Source organism: Oenococcus kitaharae DSM 17330 (assembly GCF_000241055.1).
In the GTDB taxonomy this organism is placed as follows: Bacteria; Bacillota; Bacilli; order Lactobacillales; family Lactobacillaceae; genus Oenococcus; species Oenococcus kitaharae.
In genome coordinates this window covers 828,922-850,336 of sequence record NZ_CM001398.1, presented here as the reverse complement: position 1 = coordinate 850,336, position 21,415 = coordinate 828,922, and the positions used below count along the sequence as shown (strand labels likewise).

Below are 21,415 nucleotides of genomic sequence, written 5' to 3'. Positions count from 1 at the left end.
CCGCAGGCGTTTACCTGCGGTTTTCATTTTGATCATTTTACTTAGACTGTTTATTTAGTTTAGCAATCAACTGTTCAATATGGTCACCATACTCAATTGCTTTATCACGTTTAAAGATCAAATCAGGGATCTTAAAAGTCGTCATTTTCTTTGCCAATTCACGCTTGATGAGACCCTTAGCAGCTTCCAACCCAGCAGCTGCTTTTTGGCCAGAGCTGGCAAGATCCGAATAAATTGTCCAATAGACATAGGCAATGGAAAAATCTGCCGTCATATCAATACCGGTAATCGTGACATCATCTAATCTGGGATCAGATACCTGTTTGACAAGGATCTGACCCAGATCACGCTGAATCGTACCTTCTACACGCAGAAGCCGCGGTGATTTTTCACGTTTAGGCATTTGCCTTAACCTCTTCCATTGTGTAAGCTTCAATCACATCGCCAACCTTTTCATCATTGAAGTTAGCAATTGTCAAACCAAGTTCAAAGCCCTTTTTGACTTCTTTAGCATCGTCTTTTTCATGTTTGAGTGAGGCAAGCACACCATCATAAACAACGACACCGTCACGAACCAAGCGGATTTTAGCATCACGTGTAATAACACCATCAGTTACCATACCACCAGCAATCGTGCCAATTTTAGAAAAGTGGAATAATTGTCGAACGTCAACAGAGCCCAAATTCTTTTCTTTGTATACCGGTTCCAGCTGACCCTTCATAGCGGATTCAACTTCATTGATAGCATCATAAATGACGTTATACAGACGAACATCGACATGTTTCTGCTCTGCATCGGACTTAGCCTGGCCTACTGGGCGGACATTAAAGCCAATAATAATGGCGCCAGAGGCTTCGGCCAAATTAATATCAGATTCATTGATAGCACCAACACCAGCATGGATAATTTCCACTCGAACGCCTTCGACCTTAATCTTTTTAAGTGAAGAAGTCAGTGCCTCGACAGAACCCTGCACATCAGCTTTAACAATCAAAGAAACGGTCTTCATCTCCTGTTTAGCCATTGTCGAGAACAAAGTATCCAATGTTACAACCGTGCCATTGTTACGTTCTTCTTCCATCGCGGTTTTAGCACGAGACTCACCCGTTTCACGGGCCTCTTTTTCAGAATCCATAACAACAAAGTGATCGCCAGCCTGAGGTACCTCATTTAGACCGGTAATCTCGACCGGAGTAGCTGGAAGCGCCGACTTGATATTGTGATGAGAAGCGTCGTTCATCGTCCGAACACGCCCAAACGTATTGCCAACAACAATTGGGTCACCGGTCTTCAGAGTACCTTGCTGGATGAGCAAGCTAGCAACAGCACCACGGCCTTTATCCAAACGGGCTTCGATAACAGAACCCCGGGCTTTCGCCGTTGGATCGGACTTCAATTCCATAACGTCAGCCTGCAGCAGGATCATCTCAAGAAGTTTATCAACATTCTCACCTGTTTTGGCCGAGATTGGCACTTCAATCGTGCTGCCCCCATATTCTTCCGGAACCAAATCATATTCCATTAATTCATTCACAATATTTTGCGGGTCAACACCTGGAATATCGATTTTATTAATTGCAACAATGATTGGAGTCTTTGCGGCCTGTGCATGATGAATCGCTTCAATAGTCTGCGGCATAACACCATCGTCAGCAGCGACAACCAGAACCGTGATATCCGTGATATTAGCACCACGTGCACGCATTTCCGTAAAGGCTTCATGTCCAGGTGTGTCAAGGAATGTGATCAGTCGATCGTGCAATCGAGCCTGATAAGCACCGATGTGCTGCGTAATGCCGCCTGCTTCACCCGCAGTCACATGCGTGTGGCGCAAGTAATCAAGCAGGGTCGTCTTACCATGGTCAACATGTCCCATAATCGTGACGATTGGTGCACGAGGAACTAGCTTAGCTGGATCGATATCGTTGTCATCTTCATTGAAGAAACGATCAATATCAGCAACATCGACTTCTGCTTTTTGTTTGGATTCAATGCCATAATCAGCTGCCAATAATTCGATCGTATCAGAATCCAAACTCTGGTTTTGATTAACAACCACGCCGAGCAAAAAGAGTTTCTTAAGAATTTCAGCAACATCACGATGAATGATTTTGGCAATATCCTGAACATTCATGCCAAGACGATATTCCAAAACTTGTGGTAACGGCTGTTCTTTACGCTCGTTTTGACGATTTCTTGCTGCCGTTGCGGCTGCAATGCGCTGTGCTTTCTTTGATCCTTTTGGTTCAGATTTCCTCTGTGTGCCCCTTGCTGGACCACTAACAAAATGCGCACCTGTCGTACCAGGTGTTGTTTGGTTACGGCGACGTGTATTGTTCCGAGCTGAATTGTTGCCAGAAGCTAAGGCGCCACCAAAACGACCACTGCCGTTTTGTGCTGCATTCGGTTTGTGGGTGTTATTATTTCTATTTTGGCTGTTCTGCGCATTAAACGGACGATTAGTGCTGCGATGATTATTGCGCTGATTGGTCGTCGGATGCTGATTTGGCAAAGGATTATGTGTATGTGTACGATGCAGTGGGTCGCTTACATTGTTATTAGCAGAAATCGGCCTGCCATTTCCACGTGGGCGTTGGCTTAGAGGCCTTCTCTGCTGACTGCGCGGCTCATTGCTGCGAGTACCGGTTGGCGCACTGGCAGATCCCGCTCTAATGGGGCGATGATCTTTTGGTGCCGGACGACCAGTATTGGATTCAAAACTAACACGGCGACGCTGACGAGGCTCTGGCGAATTTTGGCTTGATTCTCCTCTTCTCTCACCTTGTGCACGGCTCGAAAGACCTGCTGAATGCCGACGCTGAGATGCCGGTAATTCAGATTGTGAAGCAGATTGTTTTCGAATGTGGTGGACTAATGGACGTCGTTTCTTTTCTTCTTCAGTCATAAAGTCACCTCCTTTAATAACTCTTTGATTTTTCTTGCTATGCCAAGATCAGTAATGCCGAGAATTTTTCTGGGCTCTCCAATTGCTTGGCTGATTTCTGTACTTGAAAATTGATTAACTATAGTAATTCTTCCTCGGATTAAATCTTTAAAATCTTTTTTTGTGTTTTCACTTGCATCAGAAGCGATGATCGCGATAGCAATATTCTGCTTCTTAATAGCTTTTGCAACTAATTCCTGTCCAGTCACAAGCAATCCGGCCCTTCTCGCTAAACCGAAATAATTAAGAATTTTTTGCTTTGATAATTTGTTCGTGACTGAAAAGTTCCTTTCTGGCTTGCTGATGATCCACCCAGTCAATTAGCTGGTCATAAAAATCATTCGGCACAGGCATCTCGAAGACAGCATCAAGAATTTTTTCCGTTTTTGCCTTCTTAGCTAGTGTAACATCTACGCTAATATAGGCGCCGTGGCCATTAACTTTGCCGCTGGGATCAAGATGCAAAAGTTGATCATCAGCTTTGACAATTCTCAAAAGATCCTTTTTGGGCAACATTTGACCGCTGACAATATCTTGGCGCATCGGGATTTTGCGTTTACGGAATTGTGTCTTATTTTTCGCCATTAAAAACTAATTACTTGTCCTCGTCCTTTTTTCTTCGCCTTCTTTTTCTTCTAAGACAGCGTCGAAATCAACATTATTCAAAGCAGCTGCAAATTCATCCTGCGCCTCTTTGGTCTCTTGAGCACTCATATCTTTTTTCGCTGCAGCGGCAGTCTCATCTGAATCATTTTCATCTTTTGATGAAGCATCGATACTATCATCAGCGTCTTCGCTTTGGCCATCTTCATCATCTGAAACAAAATAATCGCCCGCATCAGCATACTCTGTCTCATCTTCCAAATCATCTGCTGTATTCTCATCAACAGACTCGTCATCTTCATCAGCATATTTAGCAGATTCTTCCAAAATTGCTTGTAGCTGAGGATCGTTCTCTGCCTGTGTCTCCGATTTGATATCAATCTTGAATTTGGTTAATTTGGCTGCTAAACGTGCATTTTGCCCACGTTTACCGATAGCCAGGCTTAATTGATAATCAGGCACAATCACAGTTACCTCATTGTCATTGTCAGGATTAAAGATAACGTCCACAACTTCGGCTGGGTTCAAAGCATTAGCAATATACTGCGCCTCATCTTCAACCCACTCCACAATATCCATATTTTCACCGTGGAGTTCATTAACGACTGCTTGCACACGAGAACCACGAGGACCAACCAAAGTTCCCACTGGATCAAGATTGGGATCAGTGGTCCTGACAGCCACCTTAGAACGATCGCCAGCCTCGCGCGCAATAGATTCGATCACAACAACACCGTCATAAACTTCCGGCACTTCTTGTTCGAACAAACGCTTGACCAATTCAGGGCTAGTTCGTGATACATATATTTGGGGGCCGCGAGTTGCTGAATCTTCGACGCGGTTGATCAAGACCTTAATCGGATCTCCTACTTTATAGGTCTCTCCCGGAATACGGTCTTTTTCACCCATAGCCGCTTCTTGGCCATCAGGCATCGTTACCCACAAAAAGCGTTGGTCTTCGCGTGCAACACGTGCAGAAACAATTTCGTGTTCGAAGCCTTCATAACGTGCATGAATCGCTTCTTTTTCTTTCTCACGAATTAATTGCGTTGATTTATTTTTGCCGGATTGTGCAGCCAAACGTCCAAAGTTGCGTGGATTGATTTCAAATTTGATCTGGTCACCGACCTCATATGCTGAATTGATTTCACGTGCATCTTTTAGATAAATTTCTGAATAAGGGTCGATCATGTCGCCGTCAGCAACGACTTCTTTAATCTGCAAAAGATTGAATTCTTGTTTTTCAGGGTCAACATCAACTTCAACATTAGTCTCGCCCTCAAAATTCTTTTTATAAGCCGTTACCAGCGTATCCTTTAAAGAAGCAATTGCATCTTCTTCACTAATTCCCTTTTCAGCTTGCAGTGCCTGCAAAGCAGAAAATAATTCTTTTCTATAATCTGATGCCATGTTTATACCTCCTGGTTTAACGAGATTTTTGTAATTTTGTCTCTCGGAAAATCTTCAATTTGTTCTGCTGAATTTTTTAGCTCAATATAAGAATCTGAGTAGTCGAGTAAAATACCTTCAACATTCTTCTGGCCATCAATTTTTTCGAAAAAATTGATTTTGACTGGTTCACTGACAGCCCAAGCTAATTGGTCATCACTTTTAATCGTACGGTCAATTCCTGGAGAGGAAATATCCAGATTGTAATGGTCTGGAAATGGATCAGGTTCAATCTGATCCATTGCTTCACTGATAAAAGGCGTGACCTCGGAAATTTCATTCATGGCGATGGGTGTCTTGTCCTGGCGATCAATTAAAATCGTCAATACCGGAGAGGCAGCACCAAAGAAACTAATGTCCCACAACATCAATTTACGTTTTTCGATAATTGGACTGATGCGTTCTTTAATTATTTCTAGTTGTTTTGAATTCATTTTCGGATTGGCTTGACCCATAAAAAATGAGCTGGCAGATGCCAACTCATTTACTTCAGTAAATCAAGTTACGTCTATTATAACTTGCCTGCAAGGATATATCAATAACTATATAAGTAAATAATTCTGTAACTGCTATTAGCGTCCTTTGTAATGACTGCCATTAGCTGGTTGGAAGCACTTAATGAAATTCGTATCGGAATACTGTTGTTAAAATATTTCGGCGCTGTTTCCGAAATGTAAGTGGCAAAAGCCTTGATTTCCGAAACAGAATAGAAACTCGTATTAATATTGATATTTAGCCCGTTAAGACTGCCGTTTTCATAGTGAGCCTGGGCAGTTGCATAGGAAATATTTGGGAAAAAGTTTTGAATTTCGTTTTTAAAATTCACAAAATTGGTATTATCCTGCGTGCCGATCGGCGACCGGTCAGTGTCGGATTTAGGGAAAACAATATTTTGGAAATTAACGTTGGTCCAATTACCAATGGTATTGCCGGATTTTGATAGATAGTAAGCATATGGTGCACCGCCTGCCAGCGAATCTTCAGGTGCGTTCTCATACATCACAATCAAAATGGGTAAATTTTTAGGGATTTGATTCATTGCCCGCAAGCGCCGTAATACTTTAGCAGCTGCCGTCCGACCTTGTGCAACCATCTCAGCACGAGAAATATTTTGCGTATATTCCGGACCTCCCGGGGTGCGGGTATAGTGGTCGATTCGGTTCATAGCCAGGCCGATAGTCATGCCTTCCAAATTCAATTTGCTGCCGTTCACTTGATTCATAAAATCATTTTCTTCAATCGACTGCAAATAGTAGGGATTGCGGCTATCATCTGTCCGGCCGTTATCTGGGGGATTCAGGCCGCTACGATTACTGTTGGAATATCGATCCAGCCATGAACTCAGCAGGTCGGATGACAAATACTGTCCCTCTTGAAAAATATATCTGCGAGTCGAAAAGAAACGTTTTGACAATTCATTTAATGATAATTCAAAGGACTGAGCATTAAAATTCGATTCCGTGGTCACAGTCATACCGCGTGCAGAGGACGTCAGATAGTTGCCGTTTGATATCACTGACCGGTACTCGCCCTGCTGATTATTTTGATTAATAACCTGTACGCTGCTTGGGCTGGATGAACTGCTGCTCGTGCTGACAGGCTGACGACTATTGAAAAAATACAGTGCGCCGACAATCACCATCAGAACGGCAAAAAGAAGAATTAAAAATTGTGTAATTGTAAGTCTGCGTCTATTCCGCTGCATTGCTTAAATCACTAAAATCCTGTTCGTTAATAATTTTGATACCTAATTTGTTCGCTTTATCTAGTTTACTACCTGCATCGCGCCCTGCGATTAATAAATCAGTTTTAGATGACACAGAAGAAGAAACATTTGCACCATGTTCTTCCAGCCAAGCCTGCATTTGTGGGCGCGTCCAATGATCCAATTTCCCAGTCAGAACGACCTTTTTATTGAAGAAATAATTGTTTTCATCAATACTGCTGCTGGTCAAATAATCAAAATTAACCTGGAAATTTTCCAGTTCATTGATTAACTGGGCAACCGATTCCGTATTGAAATATTGCACCACAGCATCCGCCATGACCTGTCCGACGCCATCAATATCAGCTATCTCTTCTGCTGAAGCGTTTTGCAGATTGCGTAGATTTTTAAAATGGGCGGCCAGCACTTTGGCGGCTTTAGCGCCAACTCCGCGAATACCCAAGGCTGTTAATAAGCGTTCAACTGAATTTTGGCGGGAACGGTCAATAGCTGCAATTAAATTCTTAGCCGATAATTCAGCGAATTTATCTAAGCTGGTCAGCTGTACCTCAGTCAGGGAGTATAAATCAGAAATTTTTCTAATAAGTTTTTTATCCAAGAGCTGATGAATCACACGCGGACCCAAGCCATCAATGTTCATCGCGTTTCTAGAAGCAAAATGTGTTAATCCTTCTTGAATTTGTGCCGGACATTCCGGATTGATACATCGTAAAGCGACCTCACCCTGCACGTGCACTAATTCAGAACCGCAAGAAGGGCAGCGACTGGGAATCGGATAAGGCTGGTCAGCTGTCTTTGGTCGCCTATCTAAAATGACTTGACCAATTTCAGGGATAATATCGCCAGCTTTATGCAGTGTCACTGTATCTTCAAGACGTACATCTTTTTCCTGCAGGTAATCAGAATTATGCAGACTGGCTCGACGGACAGTCGTGCCCGCCAAGAGCACCGGATCCATCACGGCAGTCGGTGTGACAACGCCAGTCCGGCCAACAGTCCAAGTGATGTCGCGAACAACGGTCAAAGCCTCTTCTGGCGGGAATTTATATGCAATGGCCCAGCGCGGAATCTTGACGGTATTGCCAAGTTCGTTTTCCATATTCAGATCATTGACTTTCACGACTACCCCGTCAATGCCAAAGGGCAGCTGATCGCGTTTGGCCGTGAATTCATCAATGTAAGTTTTCACATCTGCCATTTTCGTAATCACGCGATTATCAGCGTTCACAGGGAAACCCAATTCCCGAAAACGTGCCAACACACCTGACTGTGTGTCAGTGCCTATAACATCATTTTGAGCTGTGTAATAAATAAATGATGATAATTGACGAGCTGCGGTGATTTTCGGATCCAACTGGCGCAGGCTGCCGGCGGCTGCGTTTCGCGGATTAGCAAATACAGCTTCACCTGCCTCGTCTCTTTCCTGGTTCAAACGGGCAAATGAAGCTTTTCCCATATAAATTTCGCCGCGTACTTCAATGGTCAAAGGCTCAGATAAAGTTTCTGGAATTTCTTTGATCGTGCGGACATTTGCTGTAACATCCTCACCGATCGAACCATCCCCTCGTGTCGAAGCCTGGATCAAACGGCCATTTTCGTATTTCAAAGAAATAGCCAAGCCGTCAATTTTTAATTCCAAGTTATAGTGCTGCTGGCTTGAGGCATTTTTCGTCGTCACAGCGTCCCAATCCATTAATTCCTGAATCGAAAAAACATCCCCTAAAGACAGCATAGGAACCGGATGGACAACTTTAGCCAGACCACGCGACCCGCTATCCGCTGCATTGCCCGCTGCTACCCGTTGTGTAGGCGAATCAGGCATCACGAGTGTCGGATAAGCTTTTTCCAAAGCCACCAAACGAGCATAATTTGCATCATAAACATAATCCTCAACACTGGGATTATCGTCTTCGTAATACTCGCGGCCCCATTTGATCAGTTCGTCAGAAAGATCCTTGATCTCCTGCTGAGCCTGAGTGAAGCTGAGCTGTTCGATTGGTGTGAAATTGATTTCTGGATTCATGATTATATTTTCTCAATCGGTGCAAAGGAAGCCATCAGCTGTTTGATACCCTTCGATGCAAATGCAATTTTAAGCAATTTATCATCACCATCCTGTTTGATAGCTACGATTCGTCCAATACCGAAAGTTTTATGTTTAACTTGATCTCCCAATTGCCAATCTTTTTTTTCAGCGCCGGTCCCTTTATAGGTCGTCGCAAAAGCCGGCCGATATTCCCGATGGCTGCTTGTCGTATCGCTCTTACGGTCAAAAGGCATCGGCTGATCATAGCTGCTATAGGATGGTACGGTCGGTGTGGGATTTTCTTTGTCCAAAAGGGCATCATCGATCTCATCAATAAAAATTGACGGGTCGTTACTTTGTGTCCGGCCGTACAAAAGGCGTCCGTATGCGTTCGTTAAATACAGTTCCTGCTGTGCTCGCGTAATAGCGACATAAGCCAAACGCCGTTCTTCTTCCAAGCCGTCTCTTTCAATCATCGAGCGAGCTGATGGAAAAATACCTTGTTCCAGGCCAACAATAAAGACCACTGGAAATTCCAAACCTTTTGCAGCATGGACAGTCATAAGGGTAACTTGGCCGGCACTTTCATCGTAGGAGTCCAAATCACTGACCAAAGCTGTCTGCCCAAGAAAATCCACTAACTGATTCTGCGTCTCGGAAACTTCTGGATCATAATCATCATCAAACTGCTTAGTCTGAGACAAGAACTCATCCAAGTTTTCGACTCTCGCCTGAGACTCCAGGTCATCTTTTTGTACATATTGTTCTCGGATCCCCGTCTTGTCAAAAATTTCCTGGGTCAATTCGGTAACAGATAGAAAATGAGACTGATCCATAAATCCCTTGATCATGGCCGCGAACTTGCGAAAATTGTTTTGTGCCTTGGCCGATAACAGGCTTTCATCGGTCAAAACGGCAATTGCCTGCATGAAGGACAGATCCTTTTTGACAGCAAAAGAACGTAGTTTTTCAATCGAACTTGCACCAATGGCACGCTTAGGTTCATTAATAATCCGCTCAAAAACCGTATCGTTATCACTATTAGCCACTAGCTGCAGGTAGGCAACGATATCTTGAATTTCTTTTCTCTCAAAGAAACGCGTACCGCCTACAATCGTATACTGCATCTGATTGGCATTAAAAACTTGTTCGAAAACACGCGACTGGGCATTGGTTCGGAAAAGAATCGCAAAATCGTTTAAACTGCGGCCCTTTTGGACGCCGGCTTGAATGTTTTTAAAGACATAACGGGCTTCATCGGATTCAGATTGCGCGCGATAATAGTGAATCAAATCGCCTTGGTCATTGTCAGTCCAGAGATTTTTAGCCTTGCGTTCAATATTATTTTTAATTACCTGGTTAGCAGCCATTAAAATATTTTTCGTCGAACGATAATTTTGTTCCAGCAGAACCGTCTTGGCACCAGGGAAATCTTTTTCAAAATTCAGGATATTATTCATATCTGCGCCGCGCCAGCCATAAATACTTTGGTCAGAATCACCTACGACAGCCAGGTTCCTAGAACCAAAATCACCGGCTGCCAGCATTTCTACGAGTTTATATTGTGCATCATTGGTGTCTTGATACTCATCGACATGAATGTAGCGGAATTTATGCTGATAATAATGGAGTACATCTGGCGCCTGTTTAAAAAGCTGAATCGTTCGCATGATTAAATCATCAAAATCCATCGACTGAGACTGTGTCAAACGACGCTGGTACAGGTCATAAGATTCCGCAACTGCTTCGTCAAAGACGGTCTTGGCGGCATTTCTCGCGTCATTAGGCGTCTGCAGTGCATTTTTAAAATTAGAGATCGCAGCTAATACTGATCTTGGATCGTATTGATTCGTATCATAATTTAAATCATTTAAAACATGCTTGATCAAGACTTTTTGGCCGCTTGTATCCAAGATAGAAAAGCTGCTCGTAAAACCGATTTTCTCAACATCACGCCGCAAAATCCGTGCTGAAAGTGCATGAAAAGTCGAAACCCAAATAGCACGTGCATCCTCTTCATCAACGAGACTGGCAATTCGTTCCTTCATCTCGGCGGCCGCCTTATTTGTAAAAGTAATCGCTAAAATCGACCAAGGCGTCACTTGTTTTTCTTGAACCAAGTAGGCAACTCGGTGCGTCAAAACACGCGTCTTGCCAGAACCGGCGCCAGCTATAATCAAAAGCGGCCCTTCGGTAGTTAGAACCGCTTCTTTTTGTTTATCATTCAAACCTGCTAATAAATCATTCACTCAAATTATTTTAACATTGAATTTTCAAATAATTTTCTCTATTCAGACAAAGTCGCTGTGTAAAAATTAATGGATTAAAAAGCTCAATCGTAGATATCTAAATGATATTTCACAATCAGAGTAATCAATTTGTCAGCATAGTCCGGATCGGTTGCATAGGCATTTTTGACTAAAGCGTGTGCAGCCTGATGATAATTTTCGGCTTTCAAAACATCTTGATATTGATTTTTATTCCAGCTGGTTCCTTTAAGAAATAGCTGATTATGCTGACGGACAGATTCCTGCCAATTTTCGTAAACAGAAAAACGGCCGGTCACAGTCACCCACTTGTTGCCGCTGAATTCGCGTGTCTGGAGATCAACACTTTTTTTAGGATTCCGGGACCAGCTTTTCACACCAAAATAATTATGATATTGTGCGGCTAACCTGCTTTTACCCCAATCAGATTCTAGGATCATCTGAGCAATTGTAATTGACGACAGAATATGATCTGTTCGCTGTCGTTTTTGAATATAAGGTGCGACACGATCAATAAAACGCTGCTGCGACAGGACTTGCTTTTCTTTTTTAGGTATTGCGTGCCTGCCAGGCAGATGCTGCTGAACCGATACATAATAAGTTAGTACAAAAGAAGTCGTAAAGACCGTAAGTGCTAGGCCAAGACGAAAAAACAAAATCAGATGTATTTTTTTGTTTCCTTTCACAAATTGACCGATTCGAAAGAAAAATAATTTAAAATATTTGAGCAAACGCTTCATAGCGGAGTGATAACCTTCAAATGATAAGTCTACATAATCAAAGCTATTTAAAGATTAAGTCTAATAAATAATAAATAAAAAAATCCGCATTTATGCGGATTTTCAAAAAACAATCGTTCGTATTTTTTAGAATTTAACAGCGTTTCTTGTCTCTTCACCCTTGGCAAAGGCAACAGCGGCATCGAAACTCTGGTGAACCATTTCCAAAACGGCTTTCGTCGTATAGAAGGCTGTATGAGGTGTAACAAGAACATTTGGACGATCAATCAAATCATCCAGGCGGGCATCAGGGAACTTCTTGCCTTCCCAATCTTCATTGAAAATACCGACTTCGTTTTCATAAACATCCATAACCAAACCAGATACTTTGCCGGAATCCAAAGCAGCAACAACGGCATCTGTATCCATCAGATCTCCACGGGCAACGTTGACCAGCACAACACCGTCTTTCATCTTAGAAATAGTGTCTTTATTGATCATGTGGATATTTTCTTTGACAGATGGCACATGGTAAGAAATAACGTCAGACTGTGCGTATAGCTCATCCAAGCTGTCAACATACAGTCCCTGCTTATCAATCTCAGGGTTCTTGAAAATATCATAGGCAACAACTTTGGCACCAAATCCTTGAAGAATTTGGATCAAAACACGACCAATCCGGCCAGTACCAACAACACCGACTGTCTGCATGCGAACTTCACGTCCGATTGTTGGTGCCCAACGCAAATCACGTTTAGCAACTTTGGCATCCAGTTCCTTGCTGCGGCGCAGAACACGTGCTAATTGAATAGCGGCGTGTTCAGCAATCGCATTTGGCGAATAAGCAGCAACATTTGAAATCTTGAAACCAAGTTCCTTAGCAGCATCAAGATCAATGTTGTCGATACCAACATTTCTTAAACTCATTTGGTGAATACCTTGGTCGGCTAATGCCTGCAAAGTCTCACGCGTATATGGCAGCTGCTGATAAACAACAACGCCATCAGATCCAGCTGCTTCTTTAGCTGAATCAGGTGTCAGTAATTCTTCGGTATATCCAACTTCAACATCAGGATGAGCATCTTCCCATTCTTTAAGAGATGGTTTTTCGTCATCACGAATTCCGTAAGCAAAAATTTTCATTCTTTCCTCCATAAAAGTACAATTCTCATTATATCTAAAAATTCACAAAGTTCCTACTATAACTCTTGCTGAAAATCTGCCGCACGGTAAAGTTTCAGAACTTTTCTAAACAGAAAATCAACTAAGAAGCCAACAATTACAGGGACCACAAACCAGACAATCAAAGCCAGAAACGGATTGATGTAATTGCTGATATAGTTGGCCGTATCAGCTTTTTCAGCATTATTATTCACAAATGATTGAATGGGTGAAACCATACCAATCCAGCCGAAACCGGCTGTTGTCGCAGTTCCCTGAATATTAAACAAAGCAACTGTCAGGCCTGAAATTGCACCAGAAAGCGCAAAAGCAATTAATGTAATCGGCTTTTTAAACACCGATGGCATCATGCCCTTCATCGCGCCCAAAAAGATTGCGACGGTGACACCTTTTTTATTGACAAACCAAGAATTAATCATCAATACCACAGTCGTTGCAACAACGCCCATGGCAGCTGCACCAGAACCCATTTGATTCAAATTAATTGCCAAGGCGATACCCACTGTTGACACAGGGGTCACAATAATCATAGCAAACAGAGCCGCAACCAAGGGTGCCATAATAAATGGCTGCTGATCAAATGCCCAGCGGACAATATCACCAATCCAAGTCGTAATATCAGCAACATAAGGCGCAATCATCGTACCGATTAAACCAACGCCGCCGCCAATCAGAATCGGTCCCAAGATAATGGCAACTGAGCCAAAGCCTTTCAAATATCTTGCAACCAACCAAGTTACCAAAACAGCAATTGCAGACACAGCCATCGCATTAATGACATCACCAGCACCTTGTGCTTGATAAAACGTACCAGTCAAGGGTGCCGATTTAGCCGCTTTAGCAATAGGCGATAAATAACTGTGAACGGCAATCCATCGAATCGACCCGGAAGAGGCCGCTACGGCAATTCCGATAACACCTGTACTCAGGGCATTCATTTTGAATTGAAAGGCAATAGCCATACCAATCAAAAATGGAATAAACACCATAAACAAATTCAGAATTGCGTTAAAATTTGCACCAGCATGGGTCTGCAATAAACCTGAATACTGCAAAATATAGCGCATCACAGCGCTTGGTAAAACACCAATTAAAATTCCTTGTGCCGATCCTGTTAATATCTTGACACCAAAACCGCGTAAATCCGATTTGGCACCAGAAAAAACAGCCACCGGGCTACTTTCTTTCCCACTCATCTACTATCCTTCCTTTAATCCTTCAATGTTATTTTACTCACAAATGCTTGTGAAGTATATGAACAACATATTATAAAACAATTTCGTTAAGCCTTGCCGCTCATGTACCAAAACGCTTACAATTAAAACGTTTTTAAAGGACTAAAAGAAGATTCGATTCAAGAAATGTTCGTTGCAAACAAAAACCGCCACTTCAACGATGGCGGTTTTATTGTCATAATGGCCCAGCCCGGACTCGAACCGGGAGCTTAGACTTAGGAGGTCCGTGTTTTATCCCGTTAAACTACTGAGCCAAAAAAATCAATCATCGGCGGCAAAGTGGATGCCAGCGCCTTCTCTCAGATCAAACATCAGCTGATTAATCTGAGACGCGGTTACAAGCCAATTCTCATATTCTACAAGATTAGCTTCTGAATGTCGATCACTCAGTATCCGAGCAAAATCCCGTGCTTCTGCCAGCAATGGATTTTGCTCTGTCCCTAATGCTAATTGCTCATGATGGCCTTGACCGTCAATCAGCTCGACACGATTTAATTCTGAGGGACTGTCAATCAACAAACGGTCCTTTAATCCGAAGACCTCACTTGGTGCCGAAGACGTAAAAATCTTGGAAATCAGAATGTTCACCGTAAAAGCAGCATAATCCAAACTGATGATACCAGAACCATCAATGCCGTTTTCAAGCAGACGCGGATGATAAACAGCTTTGTCAGGGTAACCGAACCAGCCAATGGCATCGTAAAGCGGGTAAACGCCTAAATCGTATAGGGCACCACCGGAGAATTTCCTAGTAAAAACATTCGGTGCATGCAGCGGGTCAGCTAAATATTGATCATAACGACTTGAATAATTGGCATAAACCAAGTTGGCACCTTGTATTGTCTTCAAATCGGTAATCTTGTCTTTGATAATCTTGAAAATAGGATCATGGTCGTTCCGAGCCGCTTCAAAGAAACGGCGCTCAGGATTTTCAGCCAACAGCTTCATAATTTCCTGAAATTCATGTGTGTTTGAAAAACTTGGTTTCTCAACAATGATATCAAGACCATGTTTGAGAGCAGACTGTGCGTGCCGAAAATGAAATGAATTTGGGGATGCAAGATAGACTGCCTGTATACCGGAATCTAAAAATGCATCAAAATTGTCAAATGCCGCGGCTGGCTGACCAATCTGTTTAATAAAATCATCAGCCGTCTCTTTGCTGCGCGAGTAGACAGCCGATATGATAAATCCTTGTGATTCAATAGCCGCTTGAGCAAACTGTGCGGTAATCCAGTGTGTACCAACAAGACCGAGCTTTATCATTTTTCAATCTCCCTTGATAGGTTTTTTAAATCAGATAGGCTGCCGTTAAAAATCGACAAAGGCAGGCGGAAAGAACGAATACCGGAACCAACCTTCCCATTGGCATTATACTGTACAAATTGATTAACCGTATTGGTGTTGTCCAGACTGTTTTCTAGCAGCCAATACCTCATATTCAATGGCGCCAGCTGTGCTTGAATCCGATCGTAGACTGCCTTGTCGCAGCGGACAATGACAGAATTTTTTGGATAATAGGACCTCAGATCCAAAATCAGGCCACGCAGATTGGCAATTGAATTGTTGTCAGTAATATCGTCATCGGTTACAGAAATAGCGATCGGTAAGTTCCCTACTTGACGGCCTACATTCTGCACGAAATATAAATAAGCTGCATAAGCTGTCGTGAAAGAATCATAGATCAGCACCGCGCCGGCCGACAGACCTGCGTCCCGCGCCGACTTCAGAGATGACATATACAGATCATCAAAATCGCTGCCGCCAGTCGTGGCGCGAAAATAGACAAAACTTAATCCCTGCGCACGCAAATAAGAATAATCGCTATAGGGCTGATCCGAGCTCAAAGTTGTTCCTCTAGCAAACTTGCCGCTAGCCAATTTAGACCGAGTACTGCCGCCACTCTGACTATCAGAACTGCTCGAGGCGCGGCTTGATTGACGTTTAGAACTTTTTGAAACTTCACTTTTTGAAAGCGCCTGTTTGATTGGCTTAGAACTAGAAGATGATTGCACAGCAGGCCGGCTCTTTTGGCTAGGAACACTTGCAAAGACCCACAAACTGACCGTCCAAAGAAAACCTGCAATAACAAGGATGTAAAAGATGTAATCCAGCATCCCTTTCTTTTTATTTTTCCGTTTCCTCTGCACCTTTCTTATTATAACTAAGTCTTGGCGTCCGCTATAATTATGTTGATGGTTACCAGGCAGACCAGGTATCCAACCAAAACGTTGCCGTCAGGGAGAAAAATATGTTTCCAGCATTGAATAAACAAATCGACAAGTTTGCTGATCTGATTATCAAGAAAGGTGCTCATGTAGCGCCCAGGCAGACAGTCGTTATCTACTCGAATACAGAAACTGATTATTTTGCTGAAAAATTGGTCAAGCGCGCCTATCAAGCCGGTGCTGTGCAGGTACAGGTTCAATGGCACAATGCACTAGAAACAAGGGAATTTTATTTGCATGCGAGTCCGGCAGTCATTAGTGAAACGCCCGAATACTTAAAAGTCTGGGGCGACGATCTGATTGGTCGGAAAAACGCGACAAGAATTTCAATTATGTCTGACAACCCTGATAATTTAAGCGGTATTGACCCTCAAGTGATTGCTAATAGGCGGCAAGCTTTACGGCCGGCGTTAAAAACGGTCGCTCAAAAAACGACTGCCGATGTTATTTCCTGGCTTGTCGTGGCAGCGCCTTCGATTGCTTGGGCAGAAAAAGTATTTCCGGATTTGCATGGTCAAGAAGCTGCAGAACGCCTTTGGCAGGAAATTTTAAAAACAGTCCGCATCAGTGAAGATAATGATCCAATCGCCGAATGGGATCAGCATGTCGCTGAATTAAAAGCCCATGCTGATTGGCTGACAGAACAGAATTTTAAAGAACTGCGTTACAAGTCGGCCAAAAGTGATTTTACGATTGGCTTAGCAGAGCACCATCGTTGGGAGGCTGCTAGTTCAGTCGATCAAAGTGGTAATCCTTTTATTCCTAATATGCCAACTGAAGAAGTCTTTACAGCGCCGGATAACCGCCATATTGACGGTACAATTGCTTCAACGCTGCCATTAAGCTACAGTGGCAATCTGATTCGAGATATTGTTCTGCAAGTCAAAAATGGCCAGATTGTTAAGGCACAAGCTTCAAGCGGTGAGGCCGTATTAAAAGACCTGATCGCTACAGATACCGGCTCGCATTCTTTTGGCGAAGTTAGTCTCGTTCCCTTCCACTCGCCGATTAATGATGCAGGTGTCTTGTTCTATAACACATTATTTGACGAAAATGCCTCAGACCATGTTGCTATCGGCCAGGCATACAACACTAATATTCAAAAGGGTGAAGAACTTGATGAGAGGACACTTGCATCATATGGCTGGAATCAAAGCGATGTACATGTGGATTTCATGATCGGTTCTAGCGATATGGCTATTGACGGTGTCACACAAGACGACCGTATTATTCCAGTATTCAGAAATGGTGATTGGGCATAAAAAAAGCGATTCTGAATGGAATCGCTTTTAATTTGCTTATTATCTATTTTGCAAAAGCATTAACAGCAAGCCTAGGATCAACCAAATGCCGCCAAGGATTGCTGTAATTCTTTTCATGACAGCCTCAAAGCCACGTGACTTTTGTGCCTGAAAGAGGTCGCTGGCGCCGCCTGACAAAGCATTCAATGCGTCCTGCTGTTTGCTGGGCTGCATCATAATACAAATAATCAAGACGATACCGATAACGACTAATGCTGTTAAAATCAACTGTGCCATACTCCATTCAGTATATCAGATTGATTCCGTTTGACAAAGAGCATTGTGCAGAAACAAAAAACCTCGGAAAAACCGAGGTTCTAATCAATACAATTTATGGCTCATCTTATCTATATAAAATTAGTCTAATTTTGCAAAGTGGAGCAAAGTGCGGACCATGTTGGATGTGAAACCGTATTCGTTGTCATACCATGAAACAGTCTTAACCAACTGGAAATCACCGCCAGCGACAATCTGAGTCTGAGTTGGGTCAAAAACAGCACCGTGAGTATCGTTGATGATATCAGAAGAGACAATTTCATCATCGTTCCAACCAAAGCTTTCGTTACCCTTTGTATATTCTTTAAAGGCATCGTTCACTTCTTCAACAGTAACTTTCTTTGACAAAATACTTGTCAATTCAGTCACAGAACCATCGATAACTGGAACACGCTGAGCATGACCGTTCATCTTGCCGTCAACTTCAGGAACAACCAAACCAATAGCCTTGGCAGCACCACTGCTATGAGGAATCGTGTTGGAAGCAGCTGTACGGTTAGAACGCTTCTTAGAACCGCGAGGTCCATCAAGGATCATCTGAGTAGAAGTGTAGGCATGAACAGTCGTCATTGTACCAACTTCAACACCAAACTTGTCTTGCAGCAAACGTGCCATTGGTGCCAATGACTGGGTCGTGCAAGAACCAGCAGAAACAATTGTATCGGCAGATGTCAGAATGTCTTGGTTAACACCGTAAACAACTGTTGGTACAGCGCCGGCTGGGGCAGAAATTAATACACGCTTAGCACCGGCATCGATATGAGCCTGTGCTTTTTCTTTGGAAGTGTAGAATCCAGTACACTCAAGAACATATTCAACACCATCGTTCTTAACCCAAGGAAGGTTGTGAGCATCTCTTTCAGAATAGATATGATAGTCTTTGCCGTTAACCGTCAAAGTAGCTGTCTCATCATTAGCTGAAACATCGGCGTTCAATGTGCCATGAGTGGTATCGTACTTGAGCAGATAAGCCAGCATTGAAGGCGTTGTTAAATCGTTGATCGCAACAACTTCAATATCAGAGGCTTCATCTGGTAACTCAAGGATCCGACGGAAAGCCAAACGGCCAATACGTCCGAATCCATTAATACCAATCTTTACAGTCATAGAAAATTTTCTCCTCTTATGAATATTTGGATATTGTCCGTAAATAGTATAACACGGGCTTTTGACAAAGCTTGACCATTAGCCCGTCTGACAAGCTTTTTTTGCCTTGACACAGGTTATACATTTCACAAAATCTTATTGGAAATACCACTTTGTCCAAAAGCCTGAAAACAAAAATAGATTTCCCTGCTTATCTAGTATAATAGTAATGTTCGCGCGAGTAGTGTAATGGATCATCACGTAGGATTCCGGTTCCTGAGATGAGGGTTCGATTCCCTCCTTGCGCATTTTTTATGCCGATATATGGGCATTTGTAGCGTATGTGTGGCAAATAAACGTGCATATTCAGACACAAAAAACCGCCAGACATCAGTCCGGCGGTTTTAATTTATCTTTAATCAATCTTTAATTTGTAATAATTCTTTAACATTCGTCTCCCAGTTATTTAGGATTTTTAACATTTTGCTTTTCTTGACTTCCAAAAATTCATTTTTTGTCCTCCTGGATTAATGCCTATAAACTCATATTTTTGCGAAAGATCAATTACATCTTTTAAGTTAGATAAAGTGTATTCAGAAATTCTCATGTCTTGAAAAGCATAAGAAGTATGCAATCTATTTAATTCATTTTCAAGTGAATATTTGATTCTTCTTAAATATCCATTTGCAAGGTTAGAAGTTTTGAGATCATTAATTCCCTTACTAGGATCAAAAAGTTTTATCTGTTCAATTAGAGGATTAATGTAGACTCGTAAGTACTTTTTTAAATTTTCTAATGTTCCATAATTCATTAATAAAAGAAATTAGATAAGTCGTGATGATGGAAACGAACAAACTAATAATTCCTGGATACAAATATTGAGTTGAAAAAATTTCATCCATTTATTTATTGCCTCTAGACCTAACGATTGTATAACAAAAACCCTCGAAATTAATCGAAGGTGTTTGAACTATTTATGATTCCAGATATTCCTAATGTTTCCTAAATTTACGCTCAAGGAGATTGCTTGTTTATTTTTCCATAGTTCCATAATTAAGATCTTCTCGAACATCAAAATTTCGATCAGGGTTTAGATTAAGTTTCCTACTTTCGTGAAACTACTCGATATGGTAAACCATCATTGGATCGTCTCCATCATGCAATGGTGACAGCACAAATCCTTGACTCAGATATAGTTGTCTTGCGACTAAATTATCTGCCGAGTAACTTAACACAATGTCTTGGACGGGCCAGTGCGCTGGAATAAATGCTTTGAGCAAGACTAAAAATTGTGCACCCAGTCCCTGATGTTGCTGGTTCGCATCTATCATGAAACGGTCAAGCCAAATATATTTTTTCGAGGCATTGAATGCACCAATCATTGCAAACCCGACGACAGTCCCGTCACGTGTTAAAGCAAACGGATGCCAATCAAACTGCGGATCGTACTGCCCTTCCGCTAGTGATTTAGCGTTAGGCTCAATATATGAACACTGACTCGGCGAAACAGTCAGCGCCATTACTGCTCGAAAATTATCATGCGTTACCGGTTCAATGCGGAGCTCCATGTGTCTTCCACCTCATTCGCAAGTATAGCAAAGAGCTGTGCCACATACAATTTAAGCGACGAATTTACAATTCAAGTGCAACAAAAAAGCCCATCGAAAGTTAATCCGGTGGGCTTTGATTTATAAGTTAACCAATAAAAAATACTTTATTCGCCATCAACATCGTGTCCTTCATCTATTTTCCACAAAATGAAGTCATTACCTTCTTTATATCCAAAGAGTCGACCGCCTTTATTCATTTGATAGTGAGTCACTCTTCTAGATTGCCCATTAACATCTTCATCTCTAAATGGGCTTCCATGTTTATCTTCTAAAAAGTTATCCTCAACGGTTTCCCAATATAGACCTTGGCCAACAGTCTTGTTTATAAAATTATTGAACAACCTATTGCCCTTTTTACTCAGACAATTAAAATCGAAATTATTATTTAAAGATTCGCGAATAGATATTTCGAACTTCTCTTTACCGCGATCAGTCGCTTTGGTTAATTTTGTACCTTTGTTCCCTTTATCGTGTTTCTTCTGCTGCTTTCTTAAGTTACGTTTATCCATTAAATGTCATCGCTAGCATATTCATTCTTGTAAAACGATGCCATTTCATTGGGATCAAGAGGTTCCGAAGATCTTTCACCATCTTTAGCACCGGATTTCTCTCGTGCAATTTGCCATGGTTTTTCCTGATGAGTTAAATTTTCAATCTCATTGGGTGAATAATCTTTATAAGTTTCTCAAACAGATTCCAATAGGTCCTCTTCCTTTTTTAGAATATACATCTAGAGATTTGGAAGTATTGGGGCGAATTTAT

The 21,415-nt window shown here is 42.2% G+C and carries 20 protein-coding genes and 2 tRNA genes; 2 read left to right on the top strand and 20 right to left on the bottom strand.

The genetic code is table 11. From position 1 onward, the window contains the following. Positions 1-37 precede the first annotated feature (37 nt). The 15 genes from rbfA to OKIT_RS04105 form a co-directional block, all read right to left on the bottom strand. Complete coding sequence (gene rbfA, locus OKIT_RS04175) at positions 38-403, bottom strand: 30S ribosome-binding factor RbfA (RefSeq protein ID WP_007745601.1); 366 nt, start codon at positions 401-403, stop codon at positions 38-40. Then, positions 396-2,906 carry a translation initiation factor IF-2 gene (infB, locus tag OKIT_RS04170; protein WP_007745599.1) on the bottom strand — a complete coding sequence of 837 codons (2,511 nt, stop codon included), beginning with the start codon at positions 2,904-2,906 and terminating at the stop codon, positions 396-398. The genes rbfA and infB overlap by 8 nt, the downstream gene beginning before the upstream one ends. Beyond that, positions 2,903-3,160 carry a ribosomal L7Ae/L30e/S12e/Gadd45 family protein gene (locus tag OKIT_RS04165; protein WP_007745594.1) on the bottom strand — a complete coding sequence of 86 codons (258 nt, stop codon included), beginning with the start codon at positions 3,158-3,160 and terminating at the stop codon, positions 2,903-2,905. Before OKIT_RS04165 ends, infB begins: the two co-directional genes overlap by 4 nt. A gap of 28 nt (positions 3,161-3,188) precedes the next feature. Continuing rightward, positions 3,189-3,530, bottom strand: coding sequence for an RNase P modulator RnpM (gene rnpM, locus OKIT_RS04160; RefSeq protein WP_007745593.1), 342 nt, complete (start codon positions 3,528-3,530; stop codon positions 3,189-3,191). Positions 3,531-3,536: 6 nt separating this feature from the next. After that, positions 3,537-4,958: a transcription termination factor NusA gene (gene nusA / locus OKIT_RS04155; protein WP_007745591.1), complete on the bottom strand. Its 1,422-nt coding sequence runs from the start codon at positions 4,956-4,958 to the stop codon at positions 3,537-3,539. 2 nt (positions 4,959-4,960) lie between these two features. Then, positions 4,961-5,431 (bottom strand): ribosome maturation factor RimP, encoded by a 471-nt coding sequence (locus OKIT_RS04150; RefSeq protein WP_028291891.1) that lies wholly within the window; start codon positions 5,429-5,431, stop codon positions 4,961-4,963. A gap of 101 nt (positions 5,432-5,532) precedes the next feature. Further along, positions 5,533-6,702, bottom strand: coding sequence for a CamS family sex pheromone protein (locus OKIT_RS04145; protein ID WP_036593739.1), 1,170 nt, complete (start codon positions 6,700-6,702; stop codon positions 5,533-5,535). Further along, positions 6,689-8,746, bottom strand: a complete 2,058-nt coding sequence (ligA, locus tag OKIT_RS04140; protein WP_007745586.1) for an NAD-dependent DNA ligase LigA — start codon at positions 8,744-8,746, stop codon at positions 6,689-6,691. The genes OKIT_RS04145 and ligA overlap by 14 nt, the downstream gene beginning before the upstream one ends. Before the next feature lie 2 nt (positions 8,747-8,748). Further along, positions 8,749-10,998 carry a DNA helicase PcrA gene (pcrA, locus tag OKIT_RS04135; protein ID WP_007745583.1) on the bottom strand — a complete coding sequence of 750 codons (2,250 nt, stop codon included), beginning with the start codon at positions 10,996-10,998 and terminating at the stop codon, positions 8,749-8,751. Between the two features lie 83 nt (positions 10,999-11,081). Continuing rightward, positions 11,082-11,756, bottom strand: coding sequence for a glycoside hydrolase family 73 protein (locus OKIT_RS04130; RefSeq protein WP_007745581.1), 675 nt, complete (start codon positions 11,754-11,756; stop codon positions 11,082-11,084). A 126-nt stretch (positions 11,757-11,882) separates the two neighbouring features. Then, a complete protein-coding gene (locus tag OKIT_RS04125; protein WP_007745580.1) occupies positions 11,883-12,878 on the bottom strand; it encodes a D-2-hydroxyacid dehydrogenase in 996 nt (331 codons plus the stop codon). Between the two features lie 56 nt (positions 12,879-12,934). Next, positions 12,935-14,113, bottom strand: coding sequence for a PTS sugar transporter subunit IIC (locus OKIT_RS04120; RefSeq protein WP_007745578.1), 1,179 nt, complete (start codon positions 14,111-14,113; stop codon positions 12,935-12,937). A gap of 220 nt (positions 14,114-14,333) precedes the next feature. Then, a tRNA-Arg gene (locus tag OKIT_RS04115) sits at positions 14,334-14,406 on the bottom strand. Between the two features lie 7 nt (positions 14,407-14,413). Then, a complete protein-coding gene (locus tag OKIT_RS04110) occupies positions 14,414-15,418 on the bottom strand; it encodes a Gfo/Idh/MocA family protein (protein WP_007745577.1) in 1,005 nt (334 codons plus the stop codon). Further along, positions 15,415-16,302: a GH25 family lysozyme gene (locus tag OKIT_RS04105; protein ID WP_028291889.1), complete on the bottom strand. Its 888-nt coding sequence runs from the start codon at positions 16,300-16,302 to the stop codon at positions 15,415-15,417. Before OKIT_RS04105 ends, OKIT_RS04110 begins: the two co-directional genes overlap by 4 nt. Positions 16,303-16,403: 101 nt before the next feature. Here OKIT_RS04105 and OKIT_RS04100 point away from each other — a divergent pair, with 101 nt between their 5' ends. Beyond that, positions 16,404-17,642 (top strand): aminopeptidase, encoded by a 1,239-nt coding sequence (locus OKIT_RS04100; protein ID WP_007745572.1) that lies wholly within the window; start codon positions 16,404-16,406, stop codon positions 17,640-17,642. Between the two features lie 39 nt (positions 17,643-17,681). On the opposite strand, the gene secG is transcribed toward OKIT_RS04100, so the two are convergent. After that, positions 17,682-17,918, bottom strand: a complete 237-nt coding sequence (gene secG / locus OKIT_RS04095) for a preprotein translocase subunit SecG (RefSeq protein WP_028291888.1) — start codon at positions 17,916-17,918, stop codon at positions 17,682-17,684. Positions 17,919-18,038: 120 nt separating this feature from the next. Then, a complete protein-coding gene (gap, locus tag OKIT_RS04090) occupies positions 18,039-19,064 on the bottom strand; it encodes a type I glyceraldehyde-3-phosphate dehydrogenase (RefSeq protein ID WP_007745567.1) in 1,026 nt (341 codons plus the stop codon). Between the two features lie 214 nt (positions 19,065-19,278). Here gap and OKIT_RS04085 point away from each other — a divergent pair. Beyond that, positions 19,279-19,351 (top strand) — tRNA-Arg (locus OKIT_RS04085). A gap of 167 nt (positions 19,352-19,518) precedes the next feature. Here the strand turns inward: OKIT_RS04085 and OKIT_RS04080 are convergent. From OKIT_RS04080 to OKIT_RS04070, 3 genes are all read right to left on the bottom strand, one after another. Then, positions 19,519-19,854: a hypothetical protein gene (locus OKIT_RS04080; RefSeq protein ID WP_241778173.1), complete on the bottom strand. Its 336-nt coding sequence runs from the start codon at positions 19,852-19,854 to the stop codon at positions 19,519-19,521. Positions 19,855-20,161: 307 nt separating this feature from the next. Beyond that, positions 20,162-20,611, bottom strand: coding sequence for a GNAT family N-acetyltransferase (locus tag OKIT_RS04075; RefSeq protein ID WP_007745565.1), 450 nt, complete (start codon positions 20,609-20,611; stop codon positions 20,162-20,164). Positions 20,612-20,757: 146 nt separating this feature from the next. Then, complete coding sequence (locus OKIT_RS04070) at positions 20,758-21,162, bottom strand: MAG6450 family protein (protein WP_007745564.1); 405 nt, start codon at positions 21,160-21,162, stop codon at positions 20,758-20,760. Between the last annotated feature and the right edge of the window lie 253 nt (positions 21,163-21,415).

Excerpts from the sequence above, each read along its gene's own strand:
- rbfA (WP_007745601.1), bottom strand. The coding sequence starts at position 403 with ATGCCTAAACGTGAAAAATCACCGCGGCTTCTGCGTGTAGAAGGTACG.
- infB (WP_007745599.1), bottom strand. The coding sequence starts at position 2,906 with ATGACTGAAGAAGAAAAGAAACGACGTCCATTAGTCCACCACATTCGA.
- rnpM (WP_007745593.1), bottom strand. The coding sequence starts at position 3,530 with ATGGCGAAAAATAAGACACAATTCCGTAAACGCAAAATCCCGATGCGC.
- nusA (WP_007745591.1), bottom strand. The coding sequence starts at position 4,958 with ATGGCATCAGATTATAGAAAAGAATTATTTTCTGCTTTGCAGGCACTG.
- OKIT_RS04150 (WP_028291891.1), bottom strand. The coding sequence starts at position 5,431 with ATGAATTCAAAACAACTAGAAATAATTAAAGAACGCATCAGTCCAATT.
- OKIT_RS04145 (WP_036593739.1), bottom strand. The coding sequence starts at position 6,702 with ATGCAGCGGAATAGACGCAGACTTACAATTACACAATTTTTAATTCTT.
- ligA (WP_007745586.1), bottom strand. The coding sequence starts at position 8,746 with ATGAATCCAGAAATCAATTTCACACCAATCGAACAGCTCAGCTTCACT.
- OKIT_RS04130 (WP_007745581.1), bottom strand. The coding sequence starts at position 11,756 with ATGAAGCGTTTGCTCAAATATTTTAAATTATTTTTCTTTCGAATCGGT.
- OKIT_RS04125 (WP_007745580.1), bottom strand. The coding sequence starts at position 12,878 with ATGAAAATTTTTGCTTACGGAATTCGTGATGACGAAAAACCATCTCTT.
- OKIT_RS04120 (WP_007745578.1), bottom strand. The coding sequence starts at position 14,113 with ATGAGTGGGAAAGAAAGTAGCCCGGTGGCTGTTTTTTCTGGTGCCAAA.
- OKIT_RS04110 (WP_007745577.1), bottom strand. The coding sequence starts at position 15,418 with ATGATAAAGCTCGGTCTTGTTGGTACACACTGGATTACCGCACAGTTT.
- OKIT_RS04100 (WP_007745572.1), top strand. The coding sequence starts at position 16,404 with ATGTTTCCAGCATTGAATAAACAAATCGACAAGTTTGCTGATCTGATT.
- secG (WP_028291888.1), bottom strand. The coding sequence starts at position 17,918 with ATGGCACAGTTGATTTTAACAGCATTAGTCGTTATCGGTATCGTCTTG.
- gap (WP_007745567.1), bottom strand. The coding sequence starts at position 19,064 with ATGACTGTAAAGATTGGTATTAATGGATTCGGACGTATTGGCCGTTTG.
- OKIT_RS04080 (WP_241778173.1), bottom strand. The coding sequence starts at position 19,854 with ATGAATTATGGAACATTAGAAAATTTAAAAAAGTACTTACGAGTCTAC.
- OKIT_RS04075 (WP_007745565.1), bottom strand. The coding sequence starts at position 20,611 with ATGGAGCTCCGCATTGAACCGGTAACGCATGATAATTTTCGAGCAGTA.
- OKIT_RS04070 (WP_007745564.1), bottom strand. The coding sequence starts at position 21,162 with ATGGATAAACGTAACTTAAGAAAGCAGCAGAAGAAACACGATAAAGGG.